The 14,185-nt window shown below is 61.7% G+C and carries 12 protein-coding genes; 2 read left to right on the top strand and 10 right to left on the bottom strand.

The window, feature by feature from the left end:
- Positions 1-18: 18 nt before the first annotated feature.
- The 9 genes from KUV45_RS10345 to KUV45_RS10305 all read right to left on the bottom strand — a co-directional run bounded on the left by KUV45_RS10345 (position 19) and on the right by KUV45_RS10305 (position 10,285).
- Positions 19-612 (bottom strand): GNAT family N-acetyltransferase, encoded by a 594-nt coding sequence (locus KUV45_RS10345; RefSeq protein WP_222162988.1) that lies wholly within the window; start codon positions 610-612, stop codon positions 19-21.
- Positions 609-1,394: a diguanylate cyclase gene (locus tag KUV45_RS10340; RefSeq protein ID WP_206937169.1), complete on the bottom strand. Its 786-nt coding sequence runs from the start codon at positions 1,392-1,394 to the stop codon at positions 609-611. Before KUV45_RS10340 ends, KUV45_RS10345 begins: the two co-directional genes overlap by 4 nt.
- Positions 1,391-1,783, bottom strand: a complete 393-nt coding sequence (siaC, locus tag KUV45_RS10335) for a biofilm regulation phosphoprotein SiaC (protein ID WP_261315926.1) — start codon at positions 1,781-1,783, stop codon at positions 1,391-1,393. The genes KUV45_RS10340 and siaC overlap by 4 nt, the downstream gene beginning before the upstream one ends.
- Positions 1,784-1,798: 15 nt before the next feature.
- Positions 1,799-2,329 carry a biofilm regulation protein kinase SiaB gene (gene siaB, locus KUV45_RS10330; protein WP_222162987.1) on the bottom strand — a complete coding sequence of 177 codons (531 nt, stop codon included), beginning with the start codon at positions 2,327-2,329 and terminating at the stop codon, positions 1,799-1,801.
- Entirely contained in the window at positions 2,317-4,377 is a 2,061-nt protein-coding gene (gene siaA / locus KUV45_RS10325) for a biofilm regulation protein phosphatase SiaA (RefSeq protein WP_222162986.1), read from the bottom strand. The genes siaB and siaA overlap by 13 nt, the downstream gene beginning before the upstream one ends.
- A gap of 312 nt (positions 4,378-4,689) precedes the next feature.
- Positions 4,690-6,501 carry an acyl-CoA dehydrogenase C-terminal domain-containing protein gene (locus KUV45_RS10320; RefSeq protein ID WP_222162985.1) on the bottom strand — a complete coding sequence of 604 codons (1,812 nt, stop codon included), beginning with the start codon at positions 6,499-6,501 and terminating at the stop codon, positions 4,690-4,692.
- Positions 6,502-6,810: 309 nt separating this feature from the next.
- Positions 6,811-7,578, bottom strand: a complete 768-nt coding sequence (locus KUV45_RS10315; protein WP_222162984.1) for an SDR family NAD(P)-dependent oxidoreductase — start codon at positions 7,576-7,578, stop codon at positions 6,811-6,813.
- 84 nt (positions 7,579-7,662) lie between these two features.
- Positions 7,663-9,315 carry an AMP-binding protein gene (locus KUV45_RS10310; RefSeq protein WP_222162983.1) on the bottom strand — a complete coding sequence of 551 codons (1,653 nt, stop codon included), beginning with the start codon at positions 9,313-9,315 and terminating at the stop codon, positions 7,663-7,665.
- Between the two features lie 403 nt (positions 9,316-9,718).
- Entirely contained in the window at positions 9,719-10,285 is a 567-nt protein-coding gene (locus tag KUV45_RS10305) for a TetR/AcrR family transcriptional regulator (protein ID WP_222162982.1), read from the bottom strand.
- Positions 10,286-10,520: 235 nt separating this feature from the next.
- On the opposite strand from KUV45_RS10305, the gene KUV45_RS10300 reads away from it, so the two are divergent.
- On the top strand, positions 10,521-11,705 hold the full coding sequence (locus KUV45_RS10300; protein WP_222162981.1) for an acetyl-CoA C-acyltransferase: 1,185 nt from the start codon (positions 10,521-10,523) through the stop codon (positions 11,703-11,705).
- Between the two features lie 125 nt (positions 11,706-11,830).
- Positions 11,831-13,000, top strand: coding sequence for an MFS transporter (locus KUV45_RS10295; RefSeq protein WP_222162980.1), 1,170 nt, complete (start codon positions 11,831-11,833; stop codon positions 12,998-13,000).
- A gap of 314 nt (positions 13,001-13,314) precedes the next feature.
- Here KUV45_RS10295 and pstB read toward each other — a convergent pair whose 3' ends face one another.
- Positions 13,315-14,124 carry a phosphate ABC transporter ATP-binding protein PstB gene (gene pstB, locus KUV45_RS10290; protein WP_206939114.1) on the bottom strand — a complete coding sequence of 270 codons (810 nt, stop codon included), beginning with the start codon at positions 14,122-14,124 and terminating at the stop codon, positions 13,315-13,317.
- Positions 14,125-14,185 lie beyond the last annotated feature (61 nt).

Here is a 14,185-nt window from a genome sequence, read left to right as displayed (position 1 = left end):
CATGCCCATGCCACCCTCCTACCTCGCCAGGGTAAGACCCTCTGGGATCCTATCAACGGCCAGCATGGCGTAGACCACGTGGCAAAGGGGGCGGCCTCGAACCCATTCGCAGTCACGCAAGACACCTTCTTGCCTGAACCCGAGTCGCTCGGGGATGGCACGGCTGCGGGTGTTATATTCGGCACAGCGTATTTCGAGGCGATGCAGCGCCAGTTCATTGAAGCCGTAGGCCACCAACGCAGACACACTCGCTGCCATGCGCCCGGCGCCTTGCCTGTCGTGCCGCAGCCAGTACCCCATCGACGCCCAGCGGTGACCTTCGACAATCCGATTGAAGCCGACCACCCCGATCAGTTCGCTGCCGCCACCTTCAGTGCCTTCCATCAGGGCGAAATGACGGGCGAGGCCCAGTCGTCGCTCGGCCATGGCTGCAGTGACAAAGACCTCACAATCCGCGGGGGATACGGTCGTATCCACCCAGGGCAGCCATGGGCCAAGCGAGTCACGGCTGCGTTCCACCGCCTGCCAGATACCGTCACCGTGGACCGCCGCCAGCGGCTCTAGCCACAGCTGGTTGGAGACGGGCAGAGATGCCAGCGACGGACGGCTCATGGTGCCGCCTGCCAGCGGTCGCGACCGCTGCGCTTTGCCTCCAGCAGCGCCTGATCCGCGCGGTTCATGGTCTGCTCGTAGGTTTCGTCACCCCGGTGCTCGGCGGCACCGATACTCACCGTCACGGTCAGATCGCTGCCCTCGATCAGGCGGGTTTCCTTGAGGTTGCCGCGCAGCCGCTCAAACAGAGGTTCTGCCGCCCACAAGGAAGCACCAGGCAGGGCCAGCAGAAACTCCTCCCCGCCCCAGCGACCGACAATGTCGCCGCCGCGCAGGGTGTCGCTCAGCACCCGCGCCACCGTCAGCAGGGCCTGGTCCCCCACATCATGGCCGTGGTCATCATTGAAACGTTTGAAATGATCGATATCGACCATGGCCAAGGTGAACGGCCTCTGCTGACGCCGATTGGCCGCCATCAACCGTCGCAGCTCAGTATGCAGACCACGACGATTGGGAATCTTGGTCAGTGGGTCCAGCATCACCTCACTTTCCAGGGTCTGGTTACGCTCGAACAGTAGCTCCTGATAGCCATCGGCGATGCGCGACAGCTTGCGCTGGCGCCGCTGCTGGCGCTCGAGCCGCCGCTCGGCGGTGGTAAGATCCGACTTCACACCCCGCTGAAAGCCATCTGAGATGGCGGCCATGCGCTCCAGCCGCTCGAGCTGATCGGTGTGCCGCAGGTACAGCGCCTCCAGCGGCGCGCGCAGAGGGTTTTCTGAGTACTCCGGTGACGCCAGCATTTCCTCGATGTCGCGAAGCAGCTGACGATCCCTTTCCGTCATGGAGTCACTTCCTCGATCGGGGTGATCGCGAACGGAAAACTGCAATCTTCCTTGAACTCTTCGGCAAGCTCGGCGATGCGTTCATTTCGCATATCGTAGCGCCAGTCGACGCTGCACGCGGTGCCTTCCTGATGCGCTTCTTCCATCAGGTCAAAGATATCCATCATGGCCTTGACCGAACTGGTGTTGAGATACACCAGGTCGAGCTGTACGCACAGCGGTTTATCGCCGGAACGCAGATAGGCATCCACCCAGCTCAACACGCTGCTGTAGAGCTCGAAGGTGTTTTCCGGATACGAATCGCCGCGCATCGTCAGGCGCCCGGCTTCCCAGTCAGAGCGGATGTCTGGTGTCGACTGGGTTCCGTCAATCGCGAGGTCGTTAATCATGGTGATGACTTTCCGTCAAATGGTAGCGGTAATGCAGAAGAAACTTTGCTGGTCCGACATCGGCTTGAGCGTGGACCGCAGCGGCTGACAGGACTTGCGCGCCATGTCGATCAGCCCCAGGCCTGCACCCCGGGAGCCCTCTTCCCGAGGCTTCCTCAGCTGTTGCTTGTAGACCCGCTTCAACTCACTCGCATCCAGCCCGCTCAGCTCGCCGACGGTAGCCATCAAGCGCTCACCATCGGCATGCTCGACCACGTTGCCCGCGGACACCTGATAGTGCCCTTCTGGACTGCGCGCAACGGCCACCGTGGCCGTCGCCCGATGGTCGTCGTAGCCCATGGCGGTAGCGTAGTGGCTGATATTCTGCGTCATCTCGATGTAGGTCGAGAAGACGTCCATCGCCGCCGACGGCTCTGCCGACTCACTGTTCAGATAGTTGCGAATGGCCTTGCCGATTTCTTCGATCAGACTATGAGAAATCGGGCCATTGAAGCTAAGCAGGACGCGCTGCTGGTCGAACTGCTCACGTAGCGTCAAGAGGTCCATGGGGTGTCCTCATCAAGACCATGGGAGATGTGGGTGGTCGCCTCAGCTGACGGCTCTGATGTGGCGGCAACAGGCTGGAAGCACAGCAATGTGATGTCGTCACGCTGGCGCTGGTCGCCCTGGAAGTGCTCGAGCTCTTGCAGGAATGCCGCCACCTGAGCGCTTGGCGTCAGCGCAGCGTGAGTCATCAGCATGGCCTCGAAGCGACGCTTGCCAAAGCCGAAGCCATCCTTGCCCCCCGCCTGATCCAGGAAACCGTCACTGCACAGGGTACAGGACCAGCCAGGGGCAACTTCCAACGTTTGATTACGATATTCACCTGGACGCTTGTAAGCCAGTGCGCGGCGCCCTCCCGCCAATACCTGAAGCTGGCTGCCGTCGGTGACATAGAGATCCAACTTGGCACCGGCATAGGTCAACCGTCGCTCATCGGCCTCTACCCATACCAGACCCACATCCATATGGGGGGTAACGGCCTCGGACTCGGTCTCGCCAAGCAAGGTACGCCGTATACGACGGTCCATCTCTGTCAGGATCGCCGCCGGGTCCTCTGGCCCGACCTGATTCACGGAGTTGTCGAAGGCCGCACGTGCCAGCATGGTCATCAACGCCCCAGGAACCCCGTGACCCGCGCAGTCGATGACGCCCAGCAGGTAGCCGTGGCCCGCATTGCGGAAGACGAAGATATCGCCGCCCACGGCATCCCGTGGATTCCACAGCACGCCATGATGGAGTCCGGCGCACTGGGTCAGGTCACGGCGGGGAAGTATCGCTTGCTGCAGGGCTCTGGCGCACTCCAGCGAATCATCGATCTGGCGCTTGGCCTCGCTCATCTGATGATTGGCGCTCTCCAATGCCGCCGTGCGGTGTCGGATTCGCTCCTCAAGCTCATCGGTATGCGCCATGACCTGATCCGCCATGCGCTGGAAGTCCCGGGACAGATCGCCGATCTCGTCGCCCCTGTCGCTGTCCAGCTCGACATCGTACTGGCCTCTTGCCAGCGCCTGAGCAGAGCGGCTGAGGCGCTGCACCGGACCCACGATCAGACGCTGCAGGGTGAACACGACCGCCACCAGCATGATGGCAAGACCCGACAGCAGCGCCACCAGCAACGGCATCAGCCAACGCTTTTCCAGCAGTTGCATAGCGTAGGGGTCTATCGCCGAGACCAGCCACCAGTCCAGTTCCGGCAGGTAGCTGACCGCTACTTCCCTTTCATCACCGCCCCAGACCAAGGTGCTGTTGATGACATCCTCATCACCGTCTCGAGCTTGGGTCAGCATCTGCTGCAACGCATCGGCGTCTTCTACCAAGGGTGACAACGTCTTCATTTCATCCGCATCACGGCTAAGGTCCGTGGCCTGGAAGTCGCCTCCCTCGGCGGTCGCCATCACCTGCCCCTGCTGGTCAAGCACGTAGGAAGACACACCCTGTGACTGGTCGTCGAAGCTGCTGGCCAGCAGGTGCTGGAAATTCAGACCTCCACCCACCATACCGAGCGGCTGGTCAACACCATCCACGCGGACGTTGACCCACACCCGGGTGGTATTCAGCGCTCGACTGTAAGCCACCTGGACACCAAATGGCGCGCCGCTGTCCATGGCACGGAAGTACCAGGCATCTTCGTCGCTGTCGGCGTCGAGGCTATAGCGCGGGTCGCGACTCTCCTCGAGCCTGCCGTCGTTGTAGTAGAGCTGTCCTGTCTGATGGTGCACGACGTAGTAGTCATCCCCATCAAACTGCTGGCGAAACCCCTCGGCCTCACGGAAAAAGCGAGCCTTCAGTTCCTGGTCATCAATATCTGCCAGCCACTCGCGGGTGACCGCCATGTCGCCAAAGCGCTTGGCCAACGCCAGCTCGCGGGACAGCGGCGTGAGCATACGCTGCAGGTGCAAGCGGCTGTACTGTTCGGCATAACGCTGAACGAAGTGACGTTCCAGATCCTGCAGCGCGTGCATGCCTATCCAGACCATGGGCACCAACGCCATGAGAAACGACAACAGCGGCACCAGCAGAGACTTGACGCGCAAGCCCAGATGACGACTCATCAGAACTCCTTGGAGGGGCAAAGAAGACAACAGCGTGAGCCCTGGGCTTCACTGGAGGTAACATTCACTTGCTGCGCATCATGCCATGAAACCCCTATGTCCGCTAATGAACGCGCTCATCAGTGTAGTCTGATATTTATGACTTTACTGGTATCAGATAACTCACAGACCGATGCAGGCGCTGGCCAGTCGATCGACAACATACAAAAAAAAGCGGCGAGCCAGGCTCGCCGCCAACGATCAGTCACCTGACCGAGAGAGCTCGATTGACCGACCTCAGCGACGACACACTGAGGCCGGTACGGTTCACGACTACCGCTCGAAGCCCAGACCAAAGGCCCCTTCATCCAATCCCATCAGGCTCTCTGCACCTGACTGCATCTGCGCGGCGTGGGCTCTGGTGCGCGGCAACAGGCGCTCGAAGTAGAAACGGGCGGTATGGATCTTGGCCTCGTAGAAGGCCGCATCGGTTGGCGACTGTGCCAGCGCCTGGCGGGATGCCTTCGCCGCTTTGGCGAACAGATAGGCCAGGGTGACGTAGCCGGAATACATCAGGTAGTCCACCGACGCCGCGCCGACTTCCTCCCGATCATTGATCGCCTTCATCCCGATCGCCATGGTCAGTTCTCCCCACTGACTGTTCAACTTAGCCAGAGGAGCAACAAAGGCGGCCATGTCCTCGTTGTCTGCTTCCGCCTTGCAGAACAGATGGATCTCCTTGGTGAACACCTTCAGGCTTTCGCCCTGGTTCATCAGCACCTTGCGTCCAAGCAGATCGAGGGCCTGGATGCCAGTGGTGCCCTCGTAGAGACGGGTAATCCTGGCGTCACGCACCAGTTGCTCCATCCCCCACTCGTGAATGAAACCGTGTCCACCGAAGACCTGTACGCCTTCATTGGTTGCCTCGAAGCCTAGCTCGGTCAGAAATGCCTTGACGATGGGCGTCAGTAACCCTAACAGCGTTTCGGCGCGCTCCCGTTCTTCCCCAGCCGGCGTCTGTTCGACCACATCGATCAGCTGAGCGGTATACAGCACCAGCATCCGACCGCCTTCTGCGATGGCTTTCTGGGTCAACAGCATGCGCCGCACGTCGGGATGCACAATGATCGGATCCGCGGCCTTCTCCGGCGCCTTGGGCCCCGATAGCGCGCGCATCTGCAGCCGGTCACGGGCATAGCTCAGCGCGTTCTGGAAGCTGGCCTCGGCCAGGCCCAGCCCCTGAATTCCCACCCCGATCCGAGCCGCATTCATCATCGTGAACATGCAGGCGAGTCCCTTGTTGGGAGCTCCGATCAGGTAACCCGTGGCGCCATCGAAATTCATGACGCAGGTGGCATTGCCGTGAATCCCCATCTTGTGTTCCAACGAACCGCAGGTCACACCATTGCGCTGACCGGGCTCACCCGCGGCATCGGGCAGAAACTTGGGGACGAGGAACAGCGAAATGCCTTTGGAACCCTCCGGCGCATCCGGCAACTTGGCCAGCACCAGGTGCACAATGTTGTCGGCAAGATCGTGGTCGCCCGCAGAAATGAAGATCTTGGTGCCACTGATGCGGTAGCCGCCCTGCTCGTCCGGCGTAGCCTTGGTCTTGATCAGGCCAAGGTCTGTGCCGCAATGGGGCTCTGTCAGGCACATGGTGCCCGTCCAGCTGCCCTCCACCAGTTTGGTCAGATAGACCCGCTGTTGCTCCGGCGTGCCGTGATGGCGCAGCGCATCTGCTGCACCGTGAGACAGGCCGGGATACATGCCCCAGGAGAGGTTGGCTGCACAGATCATTTCCGACAACAGCATCGACAGAGACGGCGGCAAGCCCTGGCCACCATGCTCGGGCTCTGCGGCCAACCCGGGCCAGCCGCCATCGACGTACTGACGATAGGCGTCACGAAAGCCGTCGGGGGCCTTTACATCGCCGTCTTGCAGACGGCAGCCTTGCTTGTCTCCGCTCTGATTCAACGGCAGCAACACTTCACGCGCAAAGCGCGCTCCCTCGTCCAGAATGGCAGACACCACGTCTGGCGAAACGTCGTCGCCAGCGGGCAAGCGGGCGTAATGAGCCGGATAGTCGAACAGCTCATCCATCACGAAGCGCATGTCGCGCAGCGGTGCCTGATAATCTGGCATGGGTCACTCCTGTCGATCCGAGGCGATGCCCGTGCCACCATGGCTCATCGGGCTTTCAAACATGTGTTTGAAAATAGCGGCGCAACCGACCACAAGTCAAGCGTTCGTTTGAACCCTTGGCATCCCAGAGACACTGAGTGTCGATGGCACGATCGTCCCTGGCACCATGGTCAGCCATGCCTTGATCACCCGTCCTGTCGTCGGTCGTACTGGCACCACAGGCATCTTGGTCACTGACGCTACGCCATCACCCTGTGGGTGACAGCCGACGAGACGGCCGTCGCCCGCGCCTCGCCGGCACACTGCGCATTACTGCATGCGAATACCGCCATCCAGGCGAATGACCTCGCCATTGAGCATGCTGTTGGTGATGATCTGCTCGGCCAGCCGGGCGAACTCATCCGGCTTGCCCAGCCGCTTGGGAAACGGCACGGCTTGCGACAGCGCTGCGACGGCGTCCTCAGGGATATCGGCCATCATCGGCGTCTCGAATACCCCTGGGGCAATCGCCATTACCCGCACCCCATGGCGTGACAATTCCCTGGCGGCGGGCAGACTCATGCCGACCACCCCTGCCTTGGACGCACTGTAGGCACACTGCCCTACCTGGCCGTCAAAAGCGGCCACGGACGCGGTATTGATAATGACACCCCGCTCACCGTCCTGACCCGGGCTGTTGTGTACCATCGTCGCCGCGGCCAGGCGCATCACGTTGAAGGTCCCCACAAGATTGATCTGGATGGTCCGGGCATAGGCCTCCAGGTCGGCAGGATGGCCATGGCGATCCACCAGCTTGGCCACGCTGACCACGCCGGCGCAGTGGATGACGCCGTCGACCCCCTCGCGCTCGCCATGCTGACGTGCCGCATCGAACACCGCCTGCATGTCGTCTGCTGAGGTGACGTCGGCGTGCATGGCGATAGCGCCCTTACCCAGGTCCTTGGCCTGCTGGTCGATCTTGTCACTGAGGTCGCACAGCACCACCTGGGCTCCGGCTGCCACCAGTCTCTTGGCACAGGCGGCACCAAGCCCGGAGCCAGCGCCGGTGATCACAAAGGTGGCATCGTTGATATCCATGAAGTGTTCTCTCTCTTTACCAGACGTGCTTGACAACACACGCCCCGAGGGCTCCCTCGGGGCGTCAGAAGATGGCGCCAGGCGTCACGCCTTGGCGGCAGCATCGGCCCTCAACTTGAAACGCTGAATCTTGCCACTGGGGGTCTTGGGTAGTTCATCGACAAACTCGATCACCCTTGGAAAGGCGTGGGTCGACAGGCGCTCTCTGACCTGCTGGCGGATATCCTCGGCAAGCTCATCACTGGCCTCGAAGCCCTCCCGGAGCACCACGTAGGACTTGATGATTTCCCCACGAATATCATCGGGTTGCCCCACCGCAGCCGACTCCGCCACGGCAGGATGGGTCAATACCGAGTTTTCCACATCGGTCGGGCCTACCCGATAACCTGCGGTAGTGATGATGTCGTCATCTCTTCCGGCAAACTGAAAACTGCCGTCGTCGTTGCGGATGACCACATCTCCCGTCAAGTAGTAGCCCTCGGCAAACGGATGCTTTTCCTGCCAGGTATAGCCGGGAAAGAAATGCGCCGGCGACCTCGCCACGTCGACGGCAAGCACACCGGGCTCGCCCGGCGGCAGCTCGTTATATTCCGCATCAAGAATCACCAGGCGATAGCCCGGCATTGGCACGCCCATGCCGCCGACATGCTTGGGATGGTCGAGACAATGATGGTTGTTGCAGGTCATGCCCGTTTCGGTCTGGCCATAGTGATCCATCACCGCGCAGCCCAGCGCCCTTTCGACCCAGTTGACCACTTCGGTATTCAGCGGCTCCCCGGCGGAACTCGCCGCCCGCAACGACAGTGTCTCGTGTGCCTGATCAAAGAGCCCGGACGCCTTCATCAAACGATAGGCGGTCGGAGCGGCGGCAAAGTTGGTGATGTCATGGCGCTGCATGAAGGCCAGTGCGCCTTCGGCACTGAAGCCGGCCTCGCAAAAATGCGTGGTCACGCCCAACAGCAAGGGTCCGGTGATCGCGTAATAGAGGCCATAGGCCCAGCCGGGATCTGCCATGTTCCAGAAGCGATCCTCCCCACGCAGTTCGACGGCCAGCTCCATATACAGCGCAAAGGCGGGCATTGCGGAGAGCGGCACGGCAACCCCCTTGGGCTTGCCGACCGTGCCTGACGTAAACATCTGCAGAAACGGCTGCTCAGGGCCAAGGCGCGGTGGCGTAGCCGACGATGGCTCACTGGACAGGGCGTGATCCCAGTCGAGATCCTGCGGATGTGCCTCGCTGGCGCCACCCAGCGCCAGCACCGAGGGACAGGACGCCAGACCGTCAAACTTGTGACGATTGGCGCCATCGGTGATGACCAGCTTGGTATCGGCTCGCCCAAGACGGTAGTCGACGGCATCCGGGCCAAATGCCGTAAACAATGGCTGATACACGGCCCCCAGCCGCCAACTCGCCAATACTGCGATCAACAGCTGGGGCGAGCGCGGCAGCATGCAGGCGATACGGTCCCCTGCTGCCAGCCCCTGGGCCGACATCCACGCGGCGAGACGTGCGCTCAGGCTATCCAGTTCGCGATAGCTCAGGCGTGTAACGGCCCCATCCGGTGCTTCGTGCACCAACGCCAGCACCTCGCCACGGCCCTGCGCTACATGACGCCCACAGCAGGCATAGTAAGCGTTGAGGCAGCCGTCACCATGATCGTCCAAGCGGTCAATCACCTGCTGTATATCAAACGTCTCGCGATAGGACTCGGCCGATGGGAGTGTGGCATGGCTCATGACGTGCCTCTTACGTTGTGTTTGTTGGAGAGCGCTGCCCCGGCCCAAGCATTCCGTTGACGTAAGCGTAAACCTAGCAAGCGCTAGGGTGAAAACTAGATCCTTCGTACAGGAGTGACAAGCACAACCGGAATAGACCATCGTCTAGCCTGACACCGCCGCCAGGTCATCAGCGCCGCTGCAGACAGGATTCAGGGGGAAACTCATGCCAACGCAACAAGGGTGATGAACAAAGGCAATGCGAGTGAACAGAAGGGAGTCACCCAGAGGCGCTCATTGAGAGGAGCTCACGGAGTGCGGACCAATGAGATGAACTCATTGAGTGGGGATCACTGGAGAGGGAGCCTGTCGCCTGAGCCCCCTGCCCCGGGATAGCGCCCCCGGGACGCGGTAAAGGTGGCGCTCAGGTCCGGCGGGTCAGCATATTGACCAATTCATCGGCCAATTGCTCTGGGCTGCGCGGACCGTCCGGATCGTACCAGCGCACGGTCCAGTTCAGTGCCCCCAGCACAAAACGCGCGACCAGCGCTCGATCACCGGCCACCAGACCGGCTTCGATGGCCTCGTCGATGACGTCGTTCCACAGCCCCTCGTAGGCGTCCCTCAGGTGGGTCAGATGATCCCGCGCAGCGTCGTCCAGGCGTCGCCATTCGTAGAGCGCGACGACGTGGGCGTTACGATCGGTCAACAGCGTGTCCAGATGGGCACGCGCCATGACATGCAGCCGAGACAAGGGGTCTGAGCCTGCGTCGTCGAGGGCCGCACGAGCCAGCATCAGGGCATTCTGCGTTCCCTCTTCTATGACAGCGGCCAGAATTTCCTGCTTGTCCCTGAAGTGATGGAACAGGCTACCCGACTTGATACCCATTTCCTGAGCCAGCATGCGCACAGTCGTGCGATCGAAGCCTTCCTGGACAAACAGCTGGGCAGCGAGGCGGATCAGCTCCTTGCGGCGAGGCGAGTCATTCATTACATTCATCGACAGTTACACTAGCGCTTGCTTGGTTTTGATGAGGGAAGCATAGCGCACCCTCAGGGTCAACGCCGACTGATCCTGTCAACGCCAGGGACCTGCAAGCGCATCTCGCCGGGCTGGGCCACACTGAAGGTCTTCCGCAGGCGCCAGCTCGCGATAGCCAACAACCACAATACCGTCATGGCCGGTCCTTAACGGACCAGGCCATCAAGGTCACAGGAGGCACGCCATGCACCCGACCGACATCGTCTTTCTTGCCGCCGCCCGTACGCCCATGGGCGGCATGCTCGGTTCTCTTTCCAGCAAGACCGCTCCAGAACTGGCCGCCTGCGCGATCGCCGCCGCTATCGAACGAGCCGCCATCCCCCCCGACGCCATTGAAGAAGGCATCTTTGGCTGCGTTCTGCCGGCGGGCGTCAAGCAAGGGCCAGCACGCCAGGCCATGCGTCAGGCAGGCATTCCCGACCAGCGCGGCGCCACCACGATCAACAAGCTATGTGGTTCCGGCATGAAGGCCACCATGCTGGCCCACGACCTGATCAAGGCCGGCACGGCCGAGGTGATGCTGGCCGGAGGCATGGAGTCCATGTCCAACGCACCTCATGTCTTGACGAAGGCACGCAGCGGCTATCGCCTTGGCCATGGCGAACTCAAGGATCACATGTTCCTGGATGGGCTTGAGGACGCCGAGACCGGTCGCCTGATGGGCGGGTTTGCCCAGGACGTGGCCAATGAGCGCGGCTATGACCGGGAACGCATGGATGATTTCGCGATCGCCTCTCTTGAGCGCGCCATGCAGGCCACCAAGGCTGGACACCTGATCGCCGAGATGGCTCCGGTGACCATCACCAGCCGCCAGGGCGATAGTCTGGTCGAGCAGGACGAACAACCCTTCCAGGCTCGCCTTGACAAGATCCGCTCCCTGCGACCGGCCTTTGCCAAGGACGGCACCATTACCGCCGCCAATGCCAGCTCCATCTCCGATGGCGCCTCTGCGCTGATCCTGTCGACTCAGGCGGCGGCCGATCGACTCGGCGCTGTGCCGTTGGCTCGCATGGTGGGACACAGCACCCACTCACGTCATCCGAGCGAGTTCACCATCGCCCCGGTCGGGGCCATCGACAGCTTGATGAAGAAGCTTGACTGGAAGGTTGACGATGTTGACCTGTTCGAGATCAACGAAGCCTTTGCGGTGGTCACGCTGATGGCCATGGATGACCTCGGACTGCCCCACGACAAGGTCAACGTCTTCGGTGGCGCCTGCGCCCAGGGCCACCCGGTGGGCTCTACCGGCTCGCGGATTATTGCTACCCTGATCCATGCCCTGCGCACCAAGGGCGGCAAACGCGGTATCGCCAGCCTGTGCATCGGCGGCGGCGAAGCGACGGCCGTCGCGGTAGAGCTGATCGACTGATACCGCCTCACTCACTGAGAACGAGGCGGTCATGCGTGCCCATGTGTGTGGCCCGTCATTCATCGACATAGGCCCAAGGCGCCGCTGGTGCTTTCGGCCTATGCCTCCCCTCACAGGAACCATGGATGGACCGCTCTCGACTCGCCCTGCCACTGATCGTACTGGCCCAGTGGTGTGGCACCTCGCTCTGGTTCAGCGTCAACGGCGTTGCCGCATCCCTTCGCGATGACCTGGGCTTGCAGGAAGCCGACATCGGTCTGCTCACTCTCGCCGTCCAACTCGGCTTCATCGTGGGCACCTTGGTCATCGCGGGCTCCGGTCTGGCGGACCGCCACCGAGCCAGCCGTATCTTTCTCTGTTCGAGCCTGGCAGGGGCCGCCATCAACCTGGCGTTCGTCCTCGCGGCCTCGAGCCCTGCCCTCGCCGTCGCCTTGCGCTTTGCCACCGGACTTTGCCTCGCCGGCATCTACCCACTGGGCATGAAGCTGGTCATCGGCTGGACCCCGAAGCACACCGGCGCAGCGCTGGCCTGGCTGGTCGGCATGTTGACCCTGGGCACGGCCATGCCGCATCTACTGCGAGGCGCGACCCTTGACCTTCCCTGGGCGTGGACCCTGGCGCTGGCGTCTCTGCTGGCGGTCCTTGGCGGGCTTGCTGTCGGCCTGCTGGGGGATGGCCCCCACCTGCCGCACACCTCTGGACGAGCGTCTCTACGCGACGGGCTGGAGGCCTTTCGTGACCGCCACTTCCTGCGTGTGGCCGGGGGCTACTTTGGTCATTGCTGGGAGCTCTACGCCTTCTGGATGCTGGTGCCACTGCTGGTGAGCCGCGAGGTAACACGACTTGCGGTGGCCAGCCACTGGACCCCCTGGCTCAGCTTTGCGGTGATCGCGGTGGGTGCCCTGGGCTGTATTGCCGCCGGTGCCTACAGCCGGCATTACGGCAGTGCCAGGGCGGCCAATCTCGCCTTGGCCACCTCTGGCAGCCTGTGCTTACTCTACCCCCTGCTGGCCAACGTCAACCCGGCCCTGCTCATGCTGCTGCTGATGCTGTGGGGCTTCAGCGTCATTGCGGACTCGGCGCAATTTTCTTCACTGGCCTCGAGTGCAGCGCCCAAAGAACGTATTGGTGCCACCCTGTCTGTGATGAATGCCATCGGCTTCAGTCTGACACTGCCAGGAATCTGGCTTGGCGCCAGCCTGTGGCAGACCCTGGATGTGGCCGTGCTGTGGCTGTTGCTGCCTGGCCCGCTACTGGGTCTGCTGTGCATGCGAGGGGTCGCCAGACCTGCCTGACTGGCGGTGCCTGACGGGCGTGGCTGGTTACAGGAATGGCTGTCTACTGGCGTGGCTCTTCTCTACCGGCGTGGCTGTCTCGCCTCACTCGTGGCGCATGGCTTGAGCATCACCGTGCATGCCTTCCGACCGACATCACCGCGCAGAACGACAGCGTAGAGCGTCACTGCGTCATGATCGCCTAACACAATGAGGGAGGCCCCTGGGCCTCCCTCACGGATGTCATGGTCTGCTGACGCTTGTCTGTGCTTGATGACGTCTTCCCGGGTTCACGCGGGATCGGTCAGTGCGCCAGAGCTACCATCATCACTGGTCTAGCCGTAGCGGCCGGTGATGTAGTCCTCGGCCTTCTTGGTATGCGGCGTCGAGAACATGGTCTTGGTGTCGTTGTACTCAACCACTTCACCCAGATGGAAGAACGCGGTGTAGTCCGCCACGCGTGCCGCCTGCTGCATATTGTGGGTCACGGTGATGATGGTGAACTGCTGCTTCAGCTTGTCCATCAAGTCTTCGATGGTGGCAGTAGAGATCGGATCCAGTGCCGACGTCGGCTCATCCATAAGAATCACGTCAGGCTGCACGGCAATCGCCCGTGCAATACACAGACGCTGCTGCTGTCCACCGGACAGCGATGTTCCCGGCTGGTGCAGCTTGTCCTTGACCTCTTCCCACAGCCCAGCGTCACGCAGCGCACGCTCGACAAGCTCATCCTGATCGGCCTTGCGGCTTACCAGGTCATGCATCTTGGGGGCATAGACAATGTTGTCGTAGATCGACTTGGGGAACGGATTGGGCTTCTGAAAGACCATGCCGACCCTGCGACGCAAGGCGACTTCGTCCATCTTCGACTCGTTCACGTCGCGACCGTCCATTTCGATCAGCCCCTTGATGCTTACACTGGGGATCAGGTCGTTCATGCGGTTCAAGCAGCGCAGAAAGGTCGACTTGCCGCAACCCGACGGCCCGATCAGCGCCGTCACGTTCTTCTGGTAGAGATCCATGTTGATCGACTTCAGCGCGTGGAAGTCGCCGTACCACAGGTCCAGGTCTCTCACCCGAACGCTCAACTCATGATTGGCGTCGTCGTTGCGAGTGACCGGCTGGCCGGGCTGATCCTGCTTCATCACGTTCTCTCCGCGCTGGGCAACTTTCATGTTCATGGCAACGTATCCTGTTTGGGGGCCG

It is taken from the genome of Halomonas sp. DP3Y7-2, from assembly GCF_019800795.1.
GTDB lineage: Bacteria > Pseudomonadota > Gammaproteobacteria > Pseudomonadales > Halomonadaceae > Halomonas > Halomonas litopenaei_A.
The sequence above is the reverse complement of the archived record's forward strand: the minus strand, read 5'-3'. Positions and strand labels throughout refer to the sequence as shown.